Annotated in this window: 24 protein-coding genes and 1 pseudogene; 16 read left to right on the forward strand and 9 right to left on the reverse strand. The window is 34.2% G+C overall.

Features of this window, described 5'->3' with window-relative positions:
• Positions 1-7 precede the first annotated feature (7 nt).
• From LB100_RS01295 to hemA, 3 genes are all read left to right on the forward strand, one after another.
• Positions 8-2611: a host RNA manipulator TomO gene (locus tag LB100_RS01295; protein WP_456201103.1), complete on the forward strand. Its 2604-nt coding sequence runs from the start codon at positions 8-10 to the stop codon at positions 2609-2611.
• A gap of 212 nt (positions 2612-2823) precedes the next feature.
• The gene (locus LB100_RS01300) at positions 2824-3111 is read left to right on the forward strand and encodes a TomO hydrophobic C-terminal domain-containing protein (protein ID WP_456201105.1); all 288 of its coding nucleotides are present in this window, start codon (positions 2824-2826) and stop codon (positions 3109-3111) included.
• A gap of 71 nt (positions 3112-3182) precedes the next feature.
• Positions 3183-4379 carry a 5-aminolevulinate synthase gene (hemA, locus tag LB100_RS01305; protein ID WP_456201245.1) on the forward strand — a complete coding sequence of 399 codons (1197 nt, stop codon included), beginning with the start codon at positions 3183-3185 and terminating at the stop codon, positions 4377-4379.
• Between the two features lie 280 nt (positions 4380-4659).
• Here the strand turns inward: hemA and LB100_RS01310 are convergent, their stop codons facing one another.
• Genes LB100_RS01310 through rimM form a run of 3 tightly spaced genes read right to left on the reverse strand, consistent with a single transcriptional unit; the run spans position 4660 to position 6479 of the window.
• On the reverse strand, positions 4660-5352 hold the full coding sequence (locus LB100_RS01310; protein WP_007302192.1) for an inositol monophosphatase family protein: 693 nt from the start codon (positions 5350-5352) through the stop codon (positions 4660-4662).
• Positions 5353-5919 (reverse strand): elongation factor P, encoded by a 567-nt coding sequence (gene efp, locus LB100_RS01315; RefSeq protein ID WP_017532253.1) that lies wholly within the window; start codon positions 5917-5919, stop codon positions 5353-5355.
• A gap of 59 nt (positions 5920-5978) precedes the next feature.
• Positions 5979-6479: a ribosome maturation factor RimM gene (gene rimM / locus LB100_RS01320; protein ID WP_456201107.1), complete on the reverse strand. Its 501-nt coding sequence runs from the start codon at positions 6477-6479 to the stop codon at positions 5979-5981.
• 97 nt (positions 6480-6576) lie between these two features.
• Between rimM and LB100_RS01325 the strand changes: the two genes are divergently transcribed.
• A complete protein-coding gene (locus LB100_RS01325) occupies positions 6577-10179 on the forward strand; it encodes a DEAD/DEAH box helicase (RefSeq protein WP_456201109.1) in 3603 nt (1200 codons plus the stop codon).
• Here the strand turns inward: LB100_RS01325 and LB100_RS01330 are convergent.
• The 3 genes and pseudogenes from LB100_RS01330 to ruvA all read right to left on the reverse strand — a co-directional run.
• Positions 10064-10798: pseudogene (locus tag LB100_RS01330) on the reverse strand (IS110 family RNA-guided transposase); the annotation flags it as partial. The gene LB100_RS01325 and the pseudogene LB100_RS01330 overlap by 116 nt on opposite strands.
• 397 nt (positions 10799-11195) lie before the next feature.
• Complete coding sequence (gene ruvB, locus LB100_RS01335; protein WP_456201111.1) at positions 11196-12185, reverse strand: Holliday junction branch migration DNA helicase RuvB; 990 nt, start codon at positions 12183-12185, stop codon at positions 11196-11198.
• Entirely contained in the window at positions 12182-12754 is a 573-nt protein-coding gene (ruvA, locus tag LB100_RS01340; protein ID WP_264336486.1) for a Holliday junction branch migration protein RuvA, read from the reverse strand. Before ruvA ends, ruvB begins: the two co-directional genes overlap by 4 nt.
• Before the next feature lie 69 nt (positions 12755-12823).
• Here ruvA and LB100_RS01345 point away from each other — a divergent pair, with 69 nt between their 5' ends.
• The 3 genes from LB100_RS01345 (at position 12824) to LB100_RS01355 (ending at position 14335) form a co-directional block, all read left to right on the forward strand.
• On the forward strand, positions 12824-12958 hold the full coding sequence (locus tag LB100_RS01345; protein ID WP_456201113.1) for a hypothetical protein: 135 nt from the start codon (positions 12824-12826) through the stop codon (positions 12956-12958).
• Positions 12959-13053: 95 nt separating this feature from the next.
• Positions 13054-13578, forward strand: coding sequence for a c-type cytochrome (locus tag LB100_RS01350; RefSeq protein ID WP_456201115.1), 525 nt, complete (start codon positions 13054-13056; stop codon positions 13576-13578).
• A gap of 1 nt (position 13579) precedes the next feature.
• Positions 13580-14335 carry an alpha/beta hydrolase gene (locus LB100_RS01355; RefSeq protein WP_264719739.1) on the forward strand — a complete coding sequence of 252 codons (756 nt, stop codon included), beginning with the start codon at positions 13580-13582 and terminating at the stop codon, positions 14333-14335.
• Positions 14336-14377: 42 nt separating this feature from the next.
• On the opposite strand, the gene LB100_RS01360 is transcribed toward LB100_RS01355, so the two are convergent.
• Positions 14378-16291: an ATP-dependent helicase gene (locus LB100_RS01360; RefSeq protein ID WP_456201117.1), complete on the reverse strand. Its 1914-nt coding sequence runs from the start codon at positions 16289-16291 to the stop codon at positions 14378-14380.
• Positions 16292-16461: 170 nt separating this feature from the next.
• On the opposite strand from LB100_RS01360, the gene LB100_RS01365 reads away from it, so the two are divergent.
• The 9 genes from LB100_RS01365 to ccmE all read left to right on the forward strand — a co-directional run bounded on the left by LB100_RS01365 (position 16462) and on the right by ccmE (position 24271).
• On the forward strand, positions 16462-17403 hold the full coding sequence (locus LB100_RS01365) for a hypothetical protein (protein ID WP_456201119.1): 942 nt from the start codon (positions 16462-16464) through the stop codon (positions 17401-17403).
• A 64-nt stretch (positions 17404-17467) separates the two neighbouring features.
• Positions 17468-18055: an NADH-quinone oxidoreductase subunit J gene (locus LB100_RS01370; protein WP_029237644.1), complete on the forward strand. Its 588-nt coding sequence runs from the start codon at positions 17468-17470 to the stop codon at positions 18053-18055.
• On the forward strand, positions 18046-18354 hold the full coding sequence (nuoK, locus tag LB100_RS01375; protein ID WP_064085801.1) for an NADH-quinone oxidoreductase subunit NuoK: 309 nt from the start codon (positions 18046-18048) through the stop codon (positions 18352-18354). The genes LB100_RS01370 and nuoK overlap by 10 nt, the downstream gene beginning before the upstream one ends.
• Before the next feature lie 4 nt (positions 18355-18358).
• On the forward strand, positions 18359-20206 hold the full coding sequence (gene nuoL, locus LB100_RS01380; RefSeq protein WP_456201121.1) for an NADH-quinone oxidoreductase subunit L: 1848 nt from the start codon (positions 18359-18361) through the stop codon (positions 20204-20206).
• A gap of 3 nt (positions 20207-20209) precedes the next feature.
• Positions 20210-21652, forward strand: a complete 1443-nt coding sequence (locus LB100_RS01385) for a complex I subunit 4 family protein (RefSeq protein WP_456201123.1) — start codon at positions 20210-20212, stop codon at positions 21650-21652.
• The gene (locus LB100_RS01390) at positions 21649-23034 is read left to right on the forward strand and encodes an NADH-quinone oxidoreductase subunit N (RefSeq protein WP_456201125.1); all 1386 of its coding nucleotides are present in this window, start codon (positions 21649-21651) and stop codon (positions 23032-23034) included. The genes LB100_RS01385 and LB100_RS01390 overlap by 4 nt, the downstream gene beginning before the upstream one ends.
• Before the next feature lie 4 nt (positions 23035-23038).
• Positions 23039-23761, forward strand: coding sequence for a biotin--[acetyl-CoA-carboxylase] ligase (locus tag LB100_RS01395; protein ID WP_456201127.1), 723 nt, complete (start codon positions 23039-23041; stop codon positions 23759-23761).
• Positions 23758-23895, forward strand: coding sequence for a CcmD-like small membrane protein (locus LB100_RS01400; protein ID WP_456201129.1), 138 nt, complete (start codon positions 23758-23760; stop codon positions 23893-23895). Before LB100_RS01395 ends, LB100_RS01400 begins: the two co-directional genes overlap by 4 nt.
• Entirely contained in the window at positions 23879-24271 is a 393-nt protein-coding gene (gene ccmE / locus LB100_RS01405; RefSeq protein ID WP_264336476.1) for a cytochrome c maturation protein CcmE, read from the forward strand. Before LB100_RS01400 ends, ccmE begins: the two co-directional genes overlap by 17 nt.
• A gap of 77 nt (positions 24272-24348) precedes the next feature.
• Here ccmE and LB100_RS01410 read toward each other — a convergent pair whose 3' ends face one another.
• Positions 24349-24813, reverse strand: a complete 465-nt coding sequence (locus tag LB100_RS01410; protein WP_264336475.1) for a hypothetical protein — start codon at positions 24811-24813, stop codon at positions 24349-24351.
• Positions 24814-24905: 92 nt separating this feature from the next.
• Positions 24906-25268, reverse strand: a complete 363-nt coding sequence (locus LB100_RS01415; protein WP_456201131.1) for a hypothetical protein — start codon at positions 25266-25268, stop codon at positions 24906-24908.
• Between the last annotated feature and the right edge of the window lie 18 nt (positions 25269-25286).

The following is a 25286-nucleotide window of genomic DNA, read 5'->3' on the forward strand; positions in this document are numbered from 1 at the left end:
GTAAATCATGGGTGTTTGGAATTTACTTGGTGGACTCATGCCGCCAGCAGTAGATACTGCAGGAGAAAGTGAGCGTCGCCATTCCAGAGATTTAGGTGCTGAAGAAGAATTTGAAGTTTTAAATAATGAAAATCAAGATGTTTCATATGCTAAGGATCTAAGATTAGAGAATGCAATACTTGCAAACTTTCCTGATGGTTGTGATAGATCATTTATTGTAGAATCAAAAGATGAAGACTCGTATGACATTATTCCTAAAAATTTAACTTTTGCTGAAGTAATAAGTATCTTAAATCAAGCTGTAAAAGAAGATAATTATGAAAAATTAGACGAAGTTATACAAAATATTGAGGATTATGAAGGCAGGTCTATTACGCTAGAGAGTACAAATTTAAAGAATTTTTGTGAGCAACAACTTAACTTAGATTTACGAAATAATCAACATATATATTCAAATATACTATCACAGTATAAATTTAATCAAGTAGAGCTTAAGTACGATTATTTAGTAAAAGAATTGGTGTTATTTGCAATTGCAGCTAACGATAAATTGGCAGAAAAATATCAAGACATACTTTTTGCTGAAGGAAACTTAAGTCTTTTACCTTTACTTGTTGGTGGTCAAGAATATATAAAAGCTTTTATAGAAAAATTCCATAGTATCGATGAGGTTTATAATAAAATAAAGGATCAAACTATACAACTTGTTGAACCCAATAAGATTGGCTTTTTCTCAACCATAGCATTAAGAAAAGAACAAGAGTTACTAGAGACAGTTCTTGCAGAACCCTTCTTAAGGGATCTTGAGCATGTACTAAAAACAAGTAATCCCGATCCTTTATATGGCGTCCTTGAAACAGCATCTTTGGTCAAAAATGAAAAATTTATCACGTTAGTGCTAAACGCATTTGAAAGATATATTAATGAGCCAACTAAAGATGTAAAAGATCTGCTAAAAGGGAGTTTTGTTACTCTATTAGAGACTGCGATAAGTCAGGAGCATCTGCCTATCATCGAATACTTGTGCAAACGATATATCAATAACAAGGGTTCTACTAATTATGATATATATGAGCAAGCATTTGCTGACGATAGAGTTATTAAGGTGCTCAATCAACAAATTTTAAAGAATATAGGAGCTCGTGATAGAAAAAAAATTTATGATTTAGTTCTAAAAACTGCACTAGATGCTGGTAATATCACATTTATTGAGCACTTATGTGAAGAATATGCTGAGTGTAGTAACGATGTTATCGATTATCTCAATCAAAAATTTAAAAATAACGAATTTGATAATGCATATGAATTAGCTCTTATTACCTTGTCTAATATCAAAAGCAAGGATATTGTAATCGATACAATTGCCCACATTCAAATCTATCAGAGCATATCACACAATGAGCAAATAACTAGGCAGGTCATACAGAATATACTGAGAAATGCGGTACACTACTCGACAGATCAAGAAGATTACTCATTAGTCAAAAAAGTATGTTATTTGTGCACAGAAAGTGATGAAATTAGCATAATTTTTCGAGAGGAGTGTGAGATTTTTAAATCTAGCATAGAGAAGCGCATGGAAGATCTAGAAAGGGAAAATAAATTATTGCAGTCTGAAGCTTTACATGAATATAACTACAATTATGTGCCGGGTGTTATAAATGGATTAGCTCAAGTTCCTCATGCAGGATATGATATATACACTGAAGATCCAAAATACAATAAACGCCAAGAGAATACCGATCTTGTATCAAATTTAATACATATTAGAAATATTCTGCAATTTTCTATCGATGTGCAAGAATATTCTTGCACCGAACGTCAAGATTTATGGAATCAAATGTACAGCACTCCAGCAACTTTTATTGTACGGAAAAAAAGTGATAACACTGCAGATAAATCAGCAATTCCAGCCATAACAAGCGATATTTTATCAGAAAATTCAGAATCTCAAAGCACTGATAGTAAGCAGCTACAAAGGAGTATTGTTGACAAAGAAGAAAATATTATGAATAATAAAAAGGTTTCAATAGAAGAAACTATAGATAATAATAATTATAGGAGGGGTAAAATACCTAAAAATATAGAAGAGAAATTGTCTAATGCTATCTTCGCTCTTAATTATGAAGAAGTAATGTCTTTAGTGGAAAAGGTAAGGAAAGAGGACAATAGTGTAGACATAAAGCAAATCTTGAATAAAGCCTTAGAAGACGCTAATAAGACGGAAGTTGGTAAGAAAGATAAAGAATCTAAAAGCAAACTCGCAGAAATTAAAATATTTCTTGAAAAAGAGCTTGAGAACATCGCTGCTGCATCACCAGTGAGCGATGATGTGAAAACTACCGCAAGTAGTAAAAAAGCTCCTGTGGTGGAGTCTGAAGGAAGTGAATCAAATTTAGCATCGTCGAGTTCTGAAGATGATGATTTTTCTAAACTTGAAAGTGACGATTCTCCTAGAATTTCTTCAGATTCTCCTTTGTTTGATATTATTTATGAAACAGAAGTACCTGAAACTGCAGCAGAAATGCCTTCAATGGTCACTGAGGGAAAGTCTGATGATCTAAATGACGAAAAAGATGATCAGAAAATCTTACAATACCTACAGCTGTAGATCAGGGTAAATCGCCTATTCCCGAAAGTCAATGTGGTACTGTACACAATGAAGAAGATTTTACTGTTCTACCTCAATCATCATCATTAGGTTTTGCAAATGAAAGTGTTAATACCGTAATATCAATTGATAATAACAGAAAAGAGCAAACTTCTAATAAACCCGCTGAGCGTGTAGAGCAAATAGCTAACAAAGATACACAACCAGAACTTGTGATACCAATAGCTGATGAGCAAGGCAGCAAAAATAATCAAAAAACAACTGTTCCGCAAAATACAAAAAAGTATATTGTAGCTGCTTCTGCGCTTGCAATAACTGGTATTGCCTTAGGAGTAGCTGTTGCAGTTTACTTAGAGATGTTAGCAATAGGAGTAGCAGTTGCAGCTTGTTGTCTTATTGCAGCTACAATTACGTACTGCTATAGGCCTAAAAGCTTAGTTGAGGATAATGAGGTTAAAAAGGTTGATGATACACAAAAAAGTACACCTTGTTGTGGCTGATAATGAATAAATATAGTAGTCTATCATTTAATAATTTATTATAATTATATTGATTGTTAATAGATAAAAACTTGGTAGACTACGAAAAGATATTTTCAAGTAAAATCAAAGATATAAAGGAAGAAGGTCGCTATCGTGAATTCACACATTTTGCATCATTACCTGGCAAACTTCCCTATATTATGGATTATGAAAGAAATAGAGAGGTTATTGTCTGGTGCAGTAATAATTATCTGGGAATGTCACAAAATGATAGTGTCATTGCTGCTATTCAAAATTCATCTGTTGGTGCTGGAGGAACAAGAAATATATCAGGTACAACAAAAGAAGTTGTTGAGCTCGAGAAGTCTTTGGCTGACTTGCATCAAAAAGAAGCTGCTTTAACTTTTGCTTGTGGCTACCTTGCCAACCAAACTACGCTTAGCACTTTGTCGTCTGTTATTCCGGGTGTGGTAATTTTTTCAGATGAGAAAAATCACTCTTCGATGATAGAAGGCATAAAGTCAGGAAAAAGACCTAAATATATATTCAGGCATAATGACATTGATCACTTAGAGCAGTTGCTAAGGACTATAGATATAAAAACACCGAAAATAATAGCGCTTGAATCTGTATATTCAATGGATGGTGATGTAGCACCACTTAAAGCGATATGTGATCTAGCAGATCAGTATAATGCAATTACCTATTTGGATGAGGTACACGCAGTTGGCATGTATGGACCGCGCGGTGGCGGAATTGCAGAAAGAGAAGGTTTGATGGATAGAATAACTGTTATTCAAGGTACATTATCAAAGGCTTTTGGAGTGATGGGTGGATATATAGCGTCTTCAAAGAGCTTGGTGGATGTAATAAGAAGTTCAGCCCCAGGATTTATTTTTACTACTGCTATGTCACCCGTTTTAGCAGCAGCAGCAAAGGCAAGCGTTGAGCATTTAAAATCGAGCAATGTTGAAAGAGAGAAGCAAAAGCAGTCTGTTGAAAAGGTAAAAGACTCACTGAGAAACGCAGGAGTGAATTTTATGCAAACAGAAACTCATATAATTCCAATCATAATTGGCGATCCTGAGTTGTCCAAAAAAGCATCAAAATTGTTATTTGATAAGTATGGAATATATGTACAACATATAAATTACCCAACAGTTTCAAAGGGGACTGAGCGCTTCCGTATTACTCCTACGCCTTACCATACAAATGAAATGATAGAGCATTTAACAAAATCTCTTGTAAAAGTTTTTGAGAAATTGTCTGTTTGTGTCTGTTGTTGAGTTTAAAGTTGCCAAGAATAAGGTATCTATTTAAAAGCATGGTTAATGTACAAAATCAGTGCTTTATTTCTTGTCATGAAAGTAGCTAACACTGGGATCCAACTAAGTTACTTTACAACGTTTTTTGTGCAAAAGGACTAGATGCCATTGTCACACACTGACTATTTGTTCCTATAGTTGTCTTTTCTCGTCTATCTTATTTTGCCACCCTGCTGCAATGAGGGGTAGGTAAGACCATTTATTATTTTCACTACGTGACTTTTGCTCTTTTGAATGAACTTTAGTTTATATCTCCAGCAATGACAAGCGCGTTATCTTCCCTTAATCTCCCACCGCTTTCTTGCAGAAAAAGCCTACCGAGTGAAGTTTTATATTTATTAATTCCAGAATAAATTATTCCATTGTATCTTCCGGCAGCAAGATATGCAAAACCTAGTACCGTTGAGCCAAGGGAGCGTAGATTATTATTGTCAAGTGGTAATTTATTTAACAAATTACCACTTATGTCTATTATTCCCCCTTCACGAGCTTTCATCCGCATTTTTACATGGCGAGATTTGAAATCTTCAAGAAAAGCTCCTTTCTTTTCCTCTGCCCAGAAAGTTTCTCTAAGGGCTGGAGCATCAATCACAGCTGCTACAACTCTGTTTTTATGAATGAGACAAACTGATACTGCAAAATAAACCATACAACTAAAAAGGTTTTCCTTGCCTTCTATAGGCATAATAAACCAAGTATAACCGCCGTCTTTTAGATCTTGGCCCACATCGTCTTCAAAAATAAAGTCATAGTTCTGGTTGTAGTTTTTCAAGCAATCGTATATAAGTTGCTTGGATTTTGAATAAGTTTTATTGATAAAGTCTGCTGACTTAACGCTTGAAATTTGCAATTCATTAAAATCACGTATAAGCTGCTTGGAGGCACTGCGTACAGAATCAAGCATCACATTGATTCGTGGTGATGAAATGGCCATTTACTCTTTTACTCTTTCGTAATAGCTGTTATCAGGAGTATGTAATACAATTTTATCCCCTTCTTTTATAAATTGAGGCACGTTAACACGTATTCCGTTTTCCAAAATTGCAGGCTTATAAGAAGCAGTAACAGTCTGACCTTTGATAACAGACTCTGTCTCTTTTACAGTTAGTGTAACGTGATCAGGCACATGTGCAGAAATTATTTTATCTTGATAAGTTACTACTTTAATTTTCATATTATCTTGCAAATAAGCCTTCTTTTCCCCTAATAAGTCTAAATTTATAACAATCTGCTCGTAACTACTTGGATGCATAAGATTTACGATATTCCCTTCAGTAAAGAGATAAACATATTCCTCTTCATCTAAAATTGCCCTTCTGATTGTTGCATCAGAGCGAAACCTCTCATAGTACTTTGCTCCTGTTTGGATATTTTTCATTTCAGCTTGTATATATGCACCACCTTTACCAGGTTGAGTATGCATAATACTTACAACCAAAAACAATCCACCGTTATGTTCTAGTACCTGACCTGGCCTGATATCATTAGCCCTTTCTGCCATAATTACACTTTTAATTTGGTCTGATTATTATAAATAACTTTATACAAATATCAAAATTTTTATTGGCCAATGAATTCTGGCATGTTGATTACTATATACCTTTCCTTCATGTTGATGTATGGAAATACTTCTTTAGTAAAAGATAACATAATGTTTTTTTTTGTGCTGATAACCAAAATTTCTAATATATCCCCTGAGCCGAAATTATTCACAGACTCCACATAGCCATATAATTCATTACTCTCTAGTCTTACTTCCATATTCACAAGATCATCTTGGTAAAATTCATCCTCATCATTTAACTGTGGTAGCTTATCTCTTTCTATATATAACTTTTTATTTCTTAAAAGCTCTGCTTCATTACGGGAATTCACACCGCTAATTGTTGCTATTACTAAATTATTACTGACAACAGACACCAAGCTTATTTTATAATTTTCACTTCCGATTATTAGTTCACCATATAGGAAAATATTTTCGGGCTTTTCAGTAAAGGTTTTTATTTTGACAGCTCCTTTGATTCCATGAGGAGAAGTAATTATTCCGAGGCATATATTCATATTAATATGGTAGTTGAAATCAGCTTTTTGTCCATAGAATTGACAATTTACTGAATTAACATACAATTAATATTGTAATAATTATAGCGGGTAATGTGTGAGTTCTATCAGTAATCAAGAAAAGCAAAGTATTATAAGTAGCTTAGAAAAAATCAACTGCAAGCTAAAAGGTGAATCTATAAAACTTGATGATACAAAGGAATCTATAATAGTAGCACGTCGTAAATCTGTTGTTAAAGGGATATTGGAACATCTCAAAAACCCTTCCATTGCTAACTGTAATGTTATGATCGATGCAGAAACTGGATTTGGTAAGACTTACGACATTGGAATACTGAGTCATGTACTAGCCCAAGCAGGATTTCATCATCTTGTTGCAGTACCAAGCAGTGATCTAGTAAACCAAGCTAAAAAAATGATGAGTAGTGCATTTACTGTAAACATTAGGACACCTAAAACTGCTGAGGAAATTAAAAATGCACTGAAGGCAACTAAACCTACAACAATTATAGTGACACATGACCTGTTATTACAGCAAGAAAATGATCGTAAATTTAAAGACCAAAATACCAAGTTGTGGATTAGTGTTGATGAAGCAGACAGTATTAACAAGCAGCAGGATTTTGAGAATATGTGCAAGCTTGATGAGAAATATCCTACGACTTACCTAACTGCAACACCAAAGAGAAGGATTTTAAATAGATGCGGAAAAGTTATCAGCCCGACAAGATTGAGTAGACGTTGTATTGCAAACGCCATCGAAACAGCAAGTGTTATTGCAAAAACCAATAGGAGAACAAATTTCACTCTAGCATTTGTAGTGAATATTGCTGTTACTATAATACCTATGATTACATTATTTCCTGTTATAAATAGTAATGTTGCTGCTGTAATTGGTCTAACTTCAGATTATTGGCTGTATTCTGCTTTGATTGGAAACTTATATTATACAATTTCTATGTTTATATTTGGTATAGTAATGTTGCCAATTTGGTGGGTACTAACTAAAGCAACTGGTGTAGAGTCAAAAGAACTGCTTTCTAGATTTCTTGCTAACGTGCGTAGCTTATTTACTAGAGAAAAATCGAGCCCAGCTCATGAATATGTTGAAGAGAGCGAAGAAGTTTTTAATTACAATAAGCTTGTTGATACCGATGATTTATTAACTTCTATAAGATGGAATGTGCAAAGCCCAATTGGAGAAAGTGCTCTGCTTTTAGCTGATGATGTAAATAGTATAGTTAATCTTAACTTTACGTTGCAGGGTAGAGATAATTTAGTATATGAAGGTAGTACACGTTATGAAGTGTATAATAAATTTCAGCCTGAAGGGATATCTTATCAAGACTATAGGCTCAAGTTACGCGAAGCGAACTTTATAAGCTGCGTTAAAAAGCAACATCCTAGTCTGACAGAAGAGCAGATATCTGAATTAAAAGAAAAGGTGGATTTCAGTAGTACTGCTGAATATCTAAAATATAGAGTAATGCATTCAATGATCGATCTTACTCTCTCATATTTAATGAAGTGTGATAATATTACTTTAGATAAAAAAAGAAGAGAAGGTTTGAGTGAATTGATAGAAGATGTTAAAAAGAATGTTAGCACCACTAATGATAACAATATTATAAGCTACCTAGAGAGAAAAGGCTTTAGTGAGCAATTTGCTAGAGATGAGCTCTTACTGCAAATAAAGACAGTAATTGAAGCACTGAGTAAAAGTGATAATGAGCAATGCAGCTTAATAGTTGATAATTGGCGCTTAAGCAAAGAGCTCCATGACCTCATGGAAAGAGAGGAAGGTATACTACATAGTCTCATTGATTTCTGCAAACAAAATAAATGTATCTTTGCAGGAATTGGGAAAAATGATCTTGGTATTGGAGAAAACAGGCTCTTTTCAGCGATAATACGTAATCAGATAGGTGGATATCGAACTCTTTATTGTGATTATGAAAAAAGAGATTTTGATTCATTGGCTAAATATGCGTTGACAACGGTTATAGATGGATCGAAAGGTCGTGGATTTGATAGTGAATATAATCATGTTGCATCAATATTTGCAGATTCGGTTAGTCAGTTCAATAATCCATCTGAAGCCCTACAGAATCTTGGAAGAAATAGAGAGCGTAATGAGAGCAGACAATCATGGTTTTTCGCTGCTGCAGGTGAAGAAGTTGAGCTATTTGTGAATAAGATCTTAGCAAATTTTAAAAACGAACCACAGAAATTTTGTCAGAAAGTTTTGTTTCCAGCTACTAATAAATACAATAAGTTGCTAAAAAATAGAATGGGAGAAGAACTTGGAAGAAAAATAGAAATCTATATTAGTAAAAATATTGATGCATTAGGAAATATTGATGATTCAGCTCTGAAGAAGTTTTCTAGTGATTTGATAAAAGAAACGTATGAAAAAGTTCATGATATAAATGATTTTGATGTCAAAAAGACAGAACAAGATTTACATAGGATTTTAAAAAGTACAGAGGCATACCTTCGTTCATATGAGAACAGAATTAAAAACAACGGTAAATTATCTTGCACACGCTCAGCTTTATTTTCTGTGGGGAGTGCTATAACAAAGGTAATGTATTATCTTTGGGCAGGGTTTGACTATTTAGTCTTTTTGGCTAAAGCGTACAATATAGATAAATCTGGAGATACCAGTGCAAGAGCGTATGTACACATAATCAGAAACTGTCACTGTGAAAGTAGTGTGAAGGCGCAAAATGTATTGGTTCATGCATTAGAAATTGCCAAAGAACATGACAGCAGTTTCAAAAGAAATAGTTTGTACGAAGGCAATGAGGATAGATGTAAAGAAAAAATCATCTCATATTTTCAATCCAAGCAATATATACGTGCATTAGATAGAACAATTGCTCAAATTGAAAATAAACACTTGGTAACAATTTTGAAAGCTGTAGGCTACAAAGATGATGCTAATAAAATGGCACAAGAAATCAAAGATTTTTTATGTGATTTAAAGAATTTAAATTGTGTAGACTTGAGAGAAAAATATTATCAAGGCAACTTATATCAAGAAAGCAAATTATACAAAATCAATAATCAAGTTAGTACGATAATTGATGAAATTGTAAGGTGTCATAAGTGGCATCATGGAATAGAGGACTTAGAGCTAAAATTAAAAATCAACCATAATATTTTTGAAGTCAGAGTTAACAATGATTTTTCTAAGTTACGTGAGAAAAACTTTAACAAACGCTCTAAAGAAAGGACATATCTAGGTAGAGCTATGTTACTTATTGGGTCTATAATTTCAATGGAGCTTATAGGTAGAATATCATCAGGTCAGACCATGCCATTGCCTTTACTTTGCGGTTTTATAGTATTTGGACCATTGGCACTCTTGTGTGGTGCATTGTTATATGAAATAACAACCTATTTAGTGAGAGGAGCATTTTTTACTTTTGGAGTGCCAATTCTTTTAGGAGAACTGTCTAAATGTGTTTTGAGAAACGGCTTAATGAAAAGTTTGTTAGATATGACATTATCGCTTGGTAACTCGGCTTTTTTCAATATTCCGAAAGACATCGTGCAATCGTTTATATTTGAGGATATAACATACTTTTATCACATTCCGTTATTTGCTCTTGAAAAAAAGTATATGCTGCATATTCTTGTTTTAGTGCAAACAAGTGTTCTTCTCTATAGTCTCCTGTTAATGCTTTTGCTATAGTAGGCTTGTCATTCTTCATGTTTGAATTTCTAAATTCAGCTAGTTTTTGGGGGTCTTTCTCTCCTTCAATTATTGCTTTAATAATTTTCATGCCTGTTAAACCGTTGATATCACTAATAACCTTATGCAATTGAATATTCATTTGAATTAGCGCTTTTTGCATACGTTGAGTATGTTTAGCTGCATTTTCAATTAGATTAGCACGTTGTCTAACGTAACTACGCAATACACACATTTGATTATCCGGTCTAAATGATCCTTGAAGCAGTCCATAGCTGTGCAATTGTTGCAGCCATTGACAATCCTGAACATCAGACTTTCTACCAGGCACATTTTTGACATGTCGCGCATTTACTAGTTTTACCTCAAATTTATATGATTCTAATATTTGAAATAAGGGAATCCAATATACTCCAGTTGACTCCATGGCCACAGTTCTAACCTGACACTTTTTTAACCACTTTGCTAAGTTGTGTAGATCTACTGTAAAGCACCCAAATTTTTGGATACGTTGTTCATCTCTTCCTTCAGGTACACATACATAATGTACAGTCGAGCCAATATCAATCCCTGATGCGTCAGGGTTTATTATTTTTAATTTACTTTTTGCTTCTGCCATATAAAATTCCTCCTATACTATTATGATAAGAAGCACTTCAGCTTGGGACGGTTAGGTTATACAATCTTCTAAACGAGGTAGTCCAGAAAGAACTCCATCAATGGCTTTACCGTTTCCCCCAAAACCATGCTTTCAAACGGGCATTTATAGCACCATTGATTGTTTCGGTTATAGCTGCAGAAGCGCTTCTTCGTAAAACTATATCCAAAAAACATAAAGTAAAGAGAAAGAGTTTCTTTTTGGTTTTACAGATTTCGTCTGTTCAGGCTTTCAAGAACATATTCACTATAATAGAAGACTTTCTTATTTGCCTCTAAAACACCCGCAAAGCATATAATTAAGAGAATATTATAGTGTTAGTGTAATATTATACAATGTACTAAAATATGTTATAATGCTAGCATACCACTGAATTGATGCTGAGATATTCCTTTGCTTGATCAGTTAAAACACGTCCTCTTGGTGTGCGCTTTACGAAACTGACCTTGATTAAATAAGGTTCTACTGTTTCTTCAATATTGCCAACATCTTCAGATAGTGCAATAGATATGGTGTCAATTCCAATAGGTCCTGAGGTGTTAAACAAAAATCTCAGATAATCCATATCTAATTTATTTAGTCCCATTTTATCTACACCCAATTTTGATAGTGCAGAACTGGCAATTTTACAGGTAATTTTTTTATCATCTTTTACTTCAACAAAATCTCTTATTCTTCTGAGTAATCTCAAAGCAATTCTTGGAGTACCACGGGCTCGGCAGGCAATTTCCTGCACAGCATCCTTTTCGATTTCAGCACAAAGAACTCTTGCACCTCTTTTGATAATATCAATCAGTTCCTCAAAAGAATAAAACTCAAGATGCAGGGGAATACCAAAACGATCCCTCAGCGGTGCAGAAAGCAGTCCAAGCCGTGTTGTTGCCCCAATCAGTGTAAATGGTGGTAAATCTATTCTTAAAGTTCTGGTAGATGGGCCCTCACCTACTAGTATATCTAGGCAAAAATCTTCCATAGCAGTATATAAAACTTCCTCAATGCTACGATTTAATCTATGGATCTCATCGATAAATAGAACATCTTTTGCATTTAAAGTAGTGAGCACTGCAGCTAAGTCCCCAGCTTTACTAAGCAATGGACCAGAAGTTGCACGAAAGCTAACCCTTAACTCCTTAGAGACAATTTGTGCTAAAGTTGTTTTACCAAGCCCTGGAGGACCATAGAGTAATACGTGATCCAAAGCTTCAGCTCTCGTCTGTGCAGCATTTATAAACACTTTTAAATTTTGTATTAAATCTTTTTGCCCGACAAAATCATCAAGTTGCTCAGGCCTGATATTTAAATTACGTACATCTTCAGAGTATTCCTTACTACATGATATTGACTTCATATTGTTTTAAGCGCCATACGAATAATATCTTTAGTGTCCAAGTTTGGTGATTCATCTTCTATTTTTTTTATTGTATCATAAGCTTTTGTTCTTTCATATCCAAGATTGATCAAGGCTGAAAGAGCATCTTCACTAATTGAGTGAAAATGATTGTTATTTATCTCTAATTTACTTACTTTGCCATTCAGCTCAGTAATAATTCGATTTATGAGTTTCAGGCCAAGTCCACTCACCTTAAGTGCTAGTTTATCCTCATTTATAATTGCCAAAAATAGTTGCTCTGGAGTTAATTTGCTCAAAATTGACATTGCGGTTCTATAGCTGACACCGCTCACTTTAACTAATAAACGCAGACACTGCTGTTCTTCTTTACTTATAAAGCCATATAGCTGAGCAACGTTTTCTCTGCTATTTGCATAAGTGTCGATAAGTAATTTTACTCTACTTCCGATTGAACAAGCACTTAAAATTTTGGCTGAAAGATACACTATATAGCCAACATCATTCACATTCAGGATTATGTGATCGCTGCACACTTCATCAACTATTCCGCTTAGATTTCCTATCATTTTTAGTACTGTATAAAGTTCAGTTTAAATGCTCCTGAATCTTAGGTCAAGCAAACGAACATTATAGCAGTGGTTTCAGTTTCAATCATTGCAGACAAGTTTGCAGGAAATCTATTTGAATATGTTATTCCAGATCATTATGTAATTGAACCACAAGTTACTTCGATAGAAGTAGAATTGCAGTCTCCTAACTTAGCTAAGTAGTAGAAATTTCCATCTTTGGCGACATTAAGGTAATTGTTTGCTGTTTGCAAAAATATTTGCATAATTTAAGTAACACTACTTGATAAGAATTAACTATGGAGCTTAATAAGATTGCAGCATCGGTTTTACTTTCTGGATTAATAATTATGATAGTTAGTAATGTAGTTGATACGCTCTATAACCCAGAGGATTATAAAATTGAACACCAAACAATAGTAGCAGCCAGCAATGAGCCTCAGCAAAAGATTGAACAAGTGGCACTTGATATTGGGGAGCTCATGCAAAATGCTAGCTTTGAAAAGGGGAAATCAGCAGCAAAAAAATGTATAGCTTGCCACAGTTTTGAGAAAGGTGGAATGAATAAAGTAGGACCAAATTTGTGGAACGTAGTTGGAAATAAAAAGGCCCATCTTGGCAGTTCGTTCAATTACTCAAAAGCACTGCTTGAAAAAGGTGGAAAATGGGGATATGAAGAATTATTTACTTTTTTAAAAAATCCAAAAGCCTATATAAAAGGTACACGTATGGCATTTGCAGGCATTTCCAATCCACAAGAAATTGCAGATCTAGTCAGCTATTTGCGTTCGATGAGCGATAGTCCGGTTGCCTTGCCAAAGTAGTATGAATTATTGTAAATTACTTGATGGAAGTAATGGCCATATAGCATATCGAAAGCTACAAGGAAAGAAGGCTTCTATAGTTTTTCTTAGTGGTTTTGCATCCAATATGGATGGAACTAAAGCAACTGCTATTTACAAATTTTGCCAAGAAAATGACGTAGCACTTGTGCTCTTTGATTATTTTGGTCACGGTAATTCAAGCGGTGACTTCGCTGATTATACAATAAGTGATTGGCAAAAAAATTGTGCTAAAGTGATAAGCGAATTAACTAGCAGCAAACAAATAATTATAGGCTCAAGTATGGGTGGATGGCTGATGCTGCTCACTGCCCTTCAATTTCCAGAAAAAACTGCAGCGCTAATTGGTATATCGTCTGCTCCTGACTTCACTGAAGATTTAATATTTAAGCAATTATCAGATAAGCAAAAAGAAGAGCTGTGTTCTAAAGGTGTAATAGATTTTACTTCAGGGCACTGCGCGTACAAAATAACTAAAAATTTGATCGAGGATGGCAGAAAGAATCTCCTTTTAAATCAAGAAACAATAGATATAAACTGTCCTGTGCGCTTATTGCATAGCATTAATGATAAAGATGTTCCTTATCAAACTTCATTGAATTTAGCTGAAAAAATTAAGTCAACAGACGTTGAAGTACACTTAATAAAATCAGCAGAGCACAATATGTCTGATAATCATTCACTGAAAATTTTATTTAAGACCATCAGAGAATTTTTGTCAGGAGAAATATATAATTGAAGTAATTTAGATTTGTTTGTCGTAAGAACTGCAGTTATAGCTTCAACAGTAGGCGCTATTCTTGATCACCTCAACATTTTCTCTTGGCAGTTCTTTAATAAATCGAGAAGTGCGCATTGGTTGCCACTGATTATTAATCTCCCTCCTATCTGCACATGAAATGACTAACCTTTCTTTGGCTCTGGTTATGCCAACATATGCAAGTCTTCTCTCTTCTTCCAAAGCTTTACCACTTTTATCTTCAAAAGATCTTTGATGAGGAAATAATCCTTCTTCCCAACCAGGTAAAAACACGCACGGGAATTCAAGCCCTTTAGCCGCATGAAGAGTCATAACATATACATTGTCATCGCTATTCATATTATCCACTTCCATCACCAAACTAATGTGCTCCAAGAAGGTTATAGCGCTGTCAAAATTCTTCAAAGATGCAATGAGCTCTTTAACATTTTCTATTCGCGCTAAACCCGTCACTCCTTCATTCTCAAGCATTTCCATATATCCTGATTGATTTGCTACGATTTTAACGAATTCATGCAGCGGTTTTACGCTTACTATTTCTTCCCAAGCTTTAATTTTATTTAAAAAATCATTTAGTGAGAGTTTAATTCTTTCGGTTACTTGATCACTATTAACCAATATTTTTGCTGCCTGAAAAAAAGAAATTTTGTTATCCTGAGCAGTCGTGTATATTTTCTTTAGAGTTGTAGCTCCTATGCTTCTTTTGGGACGATTTACGATCCTTTCAAAAGCGAGATCATCATTATTATTTGTAACAAGCCTCAAATATGCAATTATATCCCTTATTTCTTGACGTTCGTAGAATTTTACGCCACTTATAATCCTATAGGGAATTGAATATTTTATAAAATACTCTTCGAGCACTCTAGTTTGAAAAGTCGCTCTTACGAGCACTGCAATGTCACTAAATATGTATTTATTGAGCTTTAATATCTGTTCGCTTATGAACCTTGCTTCAGCTTTCCCGTCCCATAATTTTATTAGATTTACCTTTTCCCCTTCAATGTTTGTTGTCCACAATTTTTTTTCTAAGCGAGTCTTATTGTGATTGATAACATATGATGCAGTTGCAAGTATGTGGGATGTTGACCTGTAGTTACACTCCAGTTTAACGGTTTTTGCATTTTTAAAATCATCGGAAAATTTCAAAATATTTTCAACTTCTGCACCACGCCAACTGTATATCGATTGATCGTCATCTCCTACACAACAAATATTTGAGTGCTCTTTTGCAAGGTATTTTAGCCAAAGATATTGTATTGCATTTGTATCTTGATATTCATCTACCATAATATATTTAAACTTGTTTTGGTAGTAGGACAGAACCTCGGTCTTTTGATTAAAAAGTTGTATGTTATATAACAATAAGTCACCAAAATCAACAGAGTTAAGAAATTTCAACCTTTCCTGATATTGGTGATAGACTTTGAGTGCAGTCACGTAAACTGGCCTAAATGATTGAACATCTTCCACTTCAGACGGCAATAAACACTTCTCTTTCCACTGCTGGATGATATTCATAATGGTCTTACATTTTTCTGATAGGTAATCAGGGCTGATTTCATTAATAATATTTTTTATTACCTGTAATTGATCATCCACACCAATGATTGTGAAATTGGAATTTAAGCCCACAATTTCAGCATGATAACGTAAAATTTTTGCTGCAATTGCGTGGAAGGTGCCAAGCCATGGTATATTTGTGCCCGTAAGTTCAAGCACTCTTGATATCATTTCATTTGCTGCTTTGTTCGTGAATGTAACTGCTAAGATCTCATCGGAGTAAGCGTAGCCATTTCGAATTATGTGCGCTATTCTTGAAGTGATCGTTCTTGTTTTTCCCGTTCCGGCTCCTGCCAGTATTAAAATTGGTCCATCTATGTTAGTTACAGCTGATTGTTGTTCTGGATTTAGCAGCGAGAGATAATCGTTCATTGTAGCCCTATAAATTATAGCTGCAGTAAGTTAATCTTACTACTTGCGCTCTGTAAAGTTTTTGTTGCTTGCTTCCAGTTTATTTCAAACAGTAGGTGCCCGGATTGACAAATGTTAAAATTTTAGGTAATATTGAAATATATGCCAATAATATTAAATAGATAATAAATATGTTTGCTAATTTAAATGGTCAAGAACAATTACAACAAAGAAAAGTGCGTTTTGCAGACCACAATGAGCTATCAGAAGATAAATCTGAATATGACTGGTATAGCTGGATCGATCACTTGATATCTCTGGAGTTTCACAAGGCTATAGAGGAGTTAAAAAAAGAGATCAGTGAGTTAGAAAAAGAACTCGAAGAATTAGAGGATGAAAATAACAAGAGGTTAAAAAGTGATACGGAAACAGACCTCAAATTTATCAAATGCCTAATTAAGCATTTTAATAATCCTGAAGAGATTATAAAGGAGTTAAAATCGTATGTTGATGAGGATAAATCTAGAGCGTCAAATAGGATGAAAAGTCATATTGTATTGGTCAGATATTTTGCTGAAAAGGTGCAAATAAAAATGACTGAAGAAACCAACGAATTTATAAAAGGCATTATAACACAAGATCAAAATCTTAAAACAACAGCACTTGCAGAAGTAAGTTTGCAATCTAAGGAATCTTTTCCAGGCGATACTGAGAATGATTTACAAGGCACCCAACCTACACCAGTAGGCTGTAAACCACTAAAGCGTGAAGGAACAGAAGGATTAGCTGTTCCTTCAGCTGGCACTAAAATAGATATGAATAGTGGCCAATTACAAACAACCTCTTACGAACTGCAAAACCCTTATGATAATGCAAGTATGTATAGCGCTTTAGGTGTTGCTGTTGTCGGTTTTATAGCAATTGGAGTGATGTTATGTGCTACAGGTAATCCAGTTCTTGGAGGAGTCTTTATAGCAGTCCCTGTAATTAGTGCATTAATACTTGGTATTACAAAAATTTATGAAGAAGTCAGTGAAAAGAAGGAAAAAAAGCCAGAAATAGATACATTGACCTCCTTGAGAGAAGTGCTTACCCCTCAATGGTTAAGTAAGGGTAGAGTTTCAAATATTTAATATGATATTGACTTTATTGTAATAGTGCTTTAATTAGGTAAGTAGCGTTGAAAGTAGTACGTTAATGCCTTTTTTCTTTTATTTTTTTGCAATTCTTAGCATTTTATCTGCTGTATGCGTAATTAGTGTAAGGAATCCTGTGCATGCAGTATTATTTTTAATTTTCACCTTCGTTAATTCTGCAGTTCTTTTTATTCTCCTTGGAGCTGAATTCATCGCTATGATGATGCTGATAGTATACATCGGTGCAGTTGCAGTGTTATTCCTCTTTGTAGTCATGATGCTCGATATTGACTACATAAGATTGCATCAGGGTTTTGCAAAGCATTTCACTCTTGGTGCTATATTATGTGTTGTGTTTTTTCTAATCATCAGCTTTGTAATTCGCAGTTCAGAACCGAATATAAGCAATGTTATAAACTATAATAACAATAACGTGAAAGCTATCGGTAATTTGCTCTACACTGACTACATGTACGCTTTTCATCTTTCTGGTATTCTGCTGCTTGTTGCAATTGTTGGTGCAATTGCTCTTACTTTGCAGGAAAAGAAAAAAGGAGTTAGAAAACAGAACGTGTTAAAGCAATTGACACAATCTTCATCTGTAAAATTGATTAAGGCTAAATTTGGAAAAGGAGTAGAATGGAAATAGGATTAAATCATTTTTTGATAGTTGCTGCTATTTTGTTCACTATTGGCGTGTGTGGTATTTTCATTAACCGTAAGAGCATAATCAATATACTGTTATCAATAGAAATATTATTGCTGGCGATTAACATCAATTTAGTTGCTTTTTCTGCCTTTATGAATGATATAGTTGGGCAAATTTTTGTGATGTTTGTGTTGACTGTTGCGGCAGCAGAGTCAGGAGTTGCGCTTGCAATATTGGTTGTATATTATAGAAGCCGTGGCAATATAGACGTTGAACAAGCAAATTTAATGAAAGAATGAAAGTATGATGGATATACTGAAATTAATAGTATTTCTGCCACTTTTTGGTTCATTCTTTGGAGCATTTTTTAGAAAAAGTCAGTTAGTTACAACGGCAGGGATTGGAATATCTGCAGTTTTATCTTGGTATGTTTTTCTCACCTTCTCTGAAAATTATCACTTGAGTTTATTTCCTCTATTTTCATTAAGTGTATTAAAAGTAAATTGGGCAATTAGTGTGGATGCTCTCTCATCCTTAATGCTTATTGTTATTACCACCGTTTCACTGATAGTACATCTCTACTCTATCGGTTATATGGAGCATGATAAGGGGAAGTCGAGGTTTTTTTCTTACCTATCGCTATTTACGTTTTGCATGATTGTGCTGGTTGTAAGCGATAATTTCGTGCAGCTTTTTTTTGGCTGGGAAGGGGTTGGCCTGTGTTCTTATTTACTCATAGGATTTTGGTTCCAAAAATATTCTGCAAATAATGCAGCAATTAAAGCATTTGTTGTGAATAGGGTAGGAGACTTTGCACTATTGATTGGAATCTTTCTTATTTATTATACATTTCACTCTTTGAATTTTACTGAAGTTTTTGATACAACTGATCTTCTTGGCACGCAGAACATTAGGGCATTCTGCTGTGAATTCAAAGTAACTCATATAATATGCATATTACTTTTTATTGGCTGTATGGGTAAATCTGCACAGCTTGGTTTACATGTTTGGTTGCCAGATGCAATGGAAGGGCCAACCCCTGTTTCTGCACTCATTCACGCAGCAACGATGGTAACAGCAGGTATATTTTTAGTAGCAAAATGTTCTCCATTATTTGAGCTATCAAATGTGGCACGAGAATTAATAGTTATTGTTGGGGCACTTACTGCTTTCTTTGCAGCTACGGTTGCGATTACTCAGAACGATATAAAAAAAATAATTGCTTATTCAACCTGCAGTCAACTTGGTTATATGTTCATGGCATGTGGGCTTTCTGCTTACAATGTTGCTATTTTTCATTTAATGACACACGCTTTTTTTAAAGCTCTACTATTTCTTGGTGCTGGCAATGTGATTCATGCAATGCATCATGAGCAAAACATTCAGAAAATGGGAAATTGCTGGAAGAAAATCCCTTGCACTTATACTCTCATGTGGATTGGATCTCTTGCGCTTTCTGGAATATTTCCATTTGCAGGTTTTTACTCAAAGGATTTGATAATTGAACATGCTTATAGCACGGATAGCTTTGCTTTTGTAATAAGCTTAGTTGTTGCATTCTTCACAGCGTTTTACTCTTGGAGGTTATTGCTTCTTGTGTTCCACAGCCAAAAACAAAGTAAAATTAATATACATGAGGCACCAAAGATTATGCTTATACCATTACTGATACTCGCTTTTGGATCAGTATTTTCTGGAATATGGGGAGCAAATATTTTGAACATAACTAGTAATGCGTTTTGGAAATCAAGTTTAGTGATGATTGATGAGCATGGAGTTCATAATTTCTTTATAAAACTACTGCCAACCTTAGCAAGTCTAAGTGGAATAGCACTTGCGTACCTAATTTACCAATATCAAGTAATTAGGCAAATTAAGAGTAAATTTTTACTTAAGTTTTTGCAGAATAAATGGTACTTTGATGAGGTGTATGAGTTTGTTATAATTGCACCGATAAGGTTTATATCTAGGCTTCTATGGAAGTTTGATGTTAAGGCTATTGATTCATTTGGACCAAATGGTGTTGTAAGGTTGGTTAATGAATGTTCAAAAAGTTCTATAAAGTTACAAACTGGTTATATATTTGATTATGCATTTATTATGTTTGTTACTTTAATAATCGGTGCTTTATATATTATTGGAATTAAATAGAAGGTGTTGTTACTTAGTATATTCTTGCTTCCACTGATAGGAGCGTTGATTTTATCCTCGATCAGGATTAATCATCAATCTATACACTTAAGATTCCTTGCCCTATTTTTTGCTGTACTTCCATTTTTGCTTAGCATTGTAGCTTGTATAGAATTTGATTATAACGATGCGGACTTTCAGTTTGTCAGCTATCCAGTAAGAGATATTGGAATAGGGGTGGATGGAATATCGTTGCCTTTCCTTCTGCTTACAACTTTCTTGTTTGTAATTTGTATACTCTATAACTGCAAAATGAGTTATACGAACCTAAAAGCCTATATGGCATTATTTCTACTGCTTGAGAGTTTTGTAGTAGGGTTTTTCGTTTCACTGAATGCTATAAGCTTTTATGTGTTTTTTGAAGCTGTTTTAATACCAATGTTCTTTATTATTGGCATTTGGGGAGGAAAACACAGGGTATATGCAACGTTTAAGTTATTTCTTTATACATTAACTGGCTCATTATTATTTCTACTTGGATTAGTGTACATCTATAGCATTTTTGGGACGTTTAATATACAAAAATTAGCCACATTAGTGCCAAGCCTTGATCTTGAAGTGCAGTCATTGCTGTGGATTGCATTTTTTATTTCTTTTGCAATAAAAGTACCGATGTTTCCATTTCACACTTGGCTTCCTGATGCACATGTGCAATCATCAACTTCTGGGTCTGTGATTTTAGCTGGCTTGCTTATTAAAATGGGGGGATATGGATTTTTAAGGTTTTCTATTCCAATACTTCCTCAGGCAAGTTTGTATTTTTCAAATTTCGTTGTTGTGCTGAGCATTATTGCGGTGATATATGCTTCTCTAGTTGCGTTTGCTCAAGATGATATAAAGAAGTTAATAGCTTATTCTTCAATAGCACATATGGGGATCGTTACTGCTGGCCTCTTTTCATTTTGTGAGGAAGGAGTACTGGGTAGCATATTTCAAATGATTAGTCATGGCCTTATTTCTGCTGCTTTATTTTTGTGTGTTGGAATGCTATATACTCGAACTGGAACTTTGGAGATTGCAAAGTATTTTGGCATAGTAAATACAATGCCAAAATTTGGTTTTATGTTCATTTTGTTTTCAATGGCTTCAATAGGGCTACCTGGAACATCTGGATTCATAGGTGAGTTTTTGGCTATGGTTGGAATGTTTAAGAGCATAGGGTTTTTTACAGGATTTATCGCACTTGGCACTATTTTAAGCGCAGTTTATATGCTGAATTTATGTAAGCAAATAATATGGGGGGTTAGCTATTCTAAATTATTAAATAACCGTTTGGATAGCATAGAATTTTCTGTCTTAATTCTGCTTGCAGTGTTTGTTATTTTGCTTGGATTTTACCCAACCCTTGCACTGAATTATTTGAAGCCATGTATGGCAAATTTGTTAGTCAAATATAATGCGCTATGAATTATATACAGATATTGCCGGAAACGTTCTCTATTATCTCCTCGTTAGTGTTGCTACTGCTTGGAATTATATTTAACCGCCGAACTATCAACTTATTAGCACTTGGCTGCACAGTGGTAACTTTGATTATTTTAATTATTTCGGCAGAAAACAATGAAATTTTTCTCTTGAATTCGTTGTTAAAACTCAATTTATACATCAGGTCAGCCCAAGGGTTAATTCTCAGCACAGGAATTTTAATACTTTTGATGCTGAATTTATCAAAATATGACTATAAATATGAATTTTCAATACTGATTCTTTTTGCGCTATTTGGCATGATAACTTTGGTTTCAGCAAATAGTCTGATTTCTTTTTATTTAGCTTTTGAGTTGATGAGTATATCTTTGTATGTTCTTGCGAGCTTTAATAAAGATTCAGCTTATTCATGTGAAGCAGGAGTGAAATATTTTACACTTAGTGCACTATCTTCCTGCATTATGCTATATGGAATGTCGCTGCTTTATGGATATACAGGACAAGTCAATTTCTCTGAGCTCGGTTCATTCTTGCAAAACCATCAGATAACTTATGGAATAGTTTTTGGGTTAGTTTTTATCCTTATTGGTTTGTGTTTCAAGCTTGCTATTGCTCCTTTTCATATGTGGGCTCCAGATGTCTATCAAGGTGCACCTACCATAGTAACTGCGTTTTTTTCTACGGCCCCAAAAGCTGCACTTGTAACATTTTTAATTCGATTGATGAATGAAGAGTTAGTAAATGTAAAAAGTTATGTTCAGCCTATTTTCTTATACGTTTCAGCATTGTCTGTGCTTATCTCAGCTTTTGGGGCCTTACGTCAGCAAAACTTAAAAAGGCTGCTTGCTTACAGTTCAATTGGTCACATTGGTTTTATATTTGCTTCACTTTCTATTTTTACACAAGCAGGAACAGATAGTGCCTTAATGTATTTGGTGATATATATCATCACAAGCATAGGGCTATTCTCATATCTCGTACAAATTGACGATGACGATTGTGATATTGCAAATTTATCTGGTATAGGGAAGAAACACCCAATTGTAGCATTTCATCTTTCTGTACTGTTACTCTCGATGTCGGGAATACCTCCACTTGCAGGTTTTATCGCTAAATTTTTTATATTCAAAAGTTTAATAAATTCTGGCTTTATCAGCCTGTCTTTGATCCTTGTAATAGCGAGTGTGATATCATGCTACTATTATTTAAATATCATTAAAGTTATGTATTTTGATAAAGCTAGTGGTAATAAGGTTGCTTATTCTAAGAGTCTATTCATTATCACTTCAGTGGCTTCACTGATCAACCTCGTTCTTTTCTTGTACGCAGAAGATCTTTACTCACTCATTAAACTAAAGGGCTGACAAGGTGATCCTTGAAGGCTTTCATATTTATCATTACAAAGAAGTTTCAAGCACTAATACGGAAGCATTGGATTTAATTAATAAAGGAATATCAAATGAAACCGTTATTATTGCTGATAAACAAACAGAAGGTAGGGGACGCACTAGAAAAAGTTGGGTTTCTCCAGAAGGTAACTTCTATGCGAGTTTGATAATTAACCAAGAAACGGATGTCAGCAAATTGACAGAATTGACTTTTGTGACTGCTGTTGCTGTTGGCAATACATTACTGTCATTTATAGCTGATAGTAATGTTCAATATAAATGGCCAAATGATGTTTTGATTGATGATAAAAAAATCAGTGGAATATTGCTTGAAAGAAAGTCCAATTCGCATTGGCTTGTTATAGGAATTGGAATTAATGTCAATCATGCACCACTTCCAGGAACAACGTGCATTAGCAATTACGGTGAGTCTGTGTCTAACATAGATCTACTAAAAAAATTAATAATAAATTTTAATAAGCTAAGAAAGCAATGGCTATTTGATGGGTTTCATGCTATAAGAGAAATGTGGCTCACAAGAGCATTCAAAGTGAATGAGCAAATTACTATAAAGTTAGCTGATAAATTGTATGAAGGAATTTTTGCTGATGTAGACAAAAGTGGTAAATTGGTGTTGCAGCAAAAGAATGGAAGCTTAATTTATTTTAATGCAGGTGAGTTATTTATTGGCAATGCATTATGAATACATATGTAATTTTTGCTTACCTTATCAGTTTCATACTGATTGGTGGAAATTTGATTTTTACTGTTTCTTGCTATATTAAAAGTAAAAAAAACTTAGAAAGTCTTAAAAGCAAAAATGAAGAAGAAACATAAGCGATTACTTATAACTTCAGGAATTTTCTGTTTTTTAAGTTGTGCAGTTTTTTTTATTTTAACAACGCTCAAAGAAAATATCTCATTTTTCTATACAGTAAGTGAGGCAATAGTTTTACCAAATAGTCAAAAGCCAATCCGTGTTGGTGGAATGGTTGTTGAAAATAGCGTGATACGGAGCGAAAGCGAAGTAGTTTTTCAAATGACAGATTTTAATAAAAGCGTCACGGTGAAATACCAGGGAATACTTCCACCGATGTTTTCAGAAAAAAGTGGTGTTGTTGTGCAAGGTAAAATGTCTGATAACAGCACCCTTCTTGCAGATACGGTGTTTGCAAAACATGATGAGAACTACAAGCCGAAAGTTTTAAAATAGATTCCCTAATGCAGCTGTATTGAAACGATATGTAGAGAGAGTAACAGCCTGCTAGCAAACTGCTACTTTCTTAACTACTACAATATATCAGAGCTGGCTGGCGCTTCCCATTTTACGTTATTATGGTCAATTATTGCTGCTTTTAATCCTTCAACTTCTTCCTTTAGGTGATCAAGTTCTTCTGTCCATGTTCTATAGTTTTGATTATTATCAATAAATCCATCCTGTTGAATTAACTCATTCAAATGAGATAAACCTTTGGCCAAGAGTTGGTTTGTATCAAGAGACTCTTCTCGAAGTTGTACTATGTTTTTCATAAGTGAGACATTCAAATTAGAGACAAACTTCTCATTTAAATCGTAGATTAACTTATCCATAACTTGATAGACGTAATGAATTGTTGCAATTTTATCTGCAATGTCCTCAAAGTTTGTGGGCTTAACTTCAACTTCTATATTGTCTATTTCTTTAAAGTTGAAATCGCTCATTTGGTTTATTACTTCAAAGTTATTTTCGCTTTCTTGTTTACTGTTGTTACTCATGTTAGCTCCATAAAATTTTAAAATCAACTCAGTTACACTGAAATAGCATGTAAAAAGAGTAACAGCCTGCTGGCAAGCTGTTACTTTTTTTCTTAAATGAACTCAGGGGTATCCATTGGCGGTGGTTCTAATTCGGACTTTAAATCGTTAATTGTCTTTATTAGTCCACTATTTTCATCACCAACTGTACCTATCAATGTTATAACTTTAGTTTGCTCAGCTTTTAATGTTGTATTTAATATATCAATCATATTATTCATATTGTCAGTTACTTTCCCAATAATATTTTGAACATGGGAGAATGGTGCAGGCCGCTTTAATTGATCTGCTGTGTAAGGTGTTCCACTAGCTGTGAATTTGATGGGATCAATTTTACTCATAATTGGCTTACTTCCTTCACTATTAATCCCTGCAAGATTCTGTGTGCTATTTTGTACACTGTTGTCGATTGTCATATCTTACCTCCATAGTCA

This window comes from Wolbachia endosymbiont of Protocalliphora sialia, assembly GCF_053891855.1.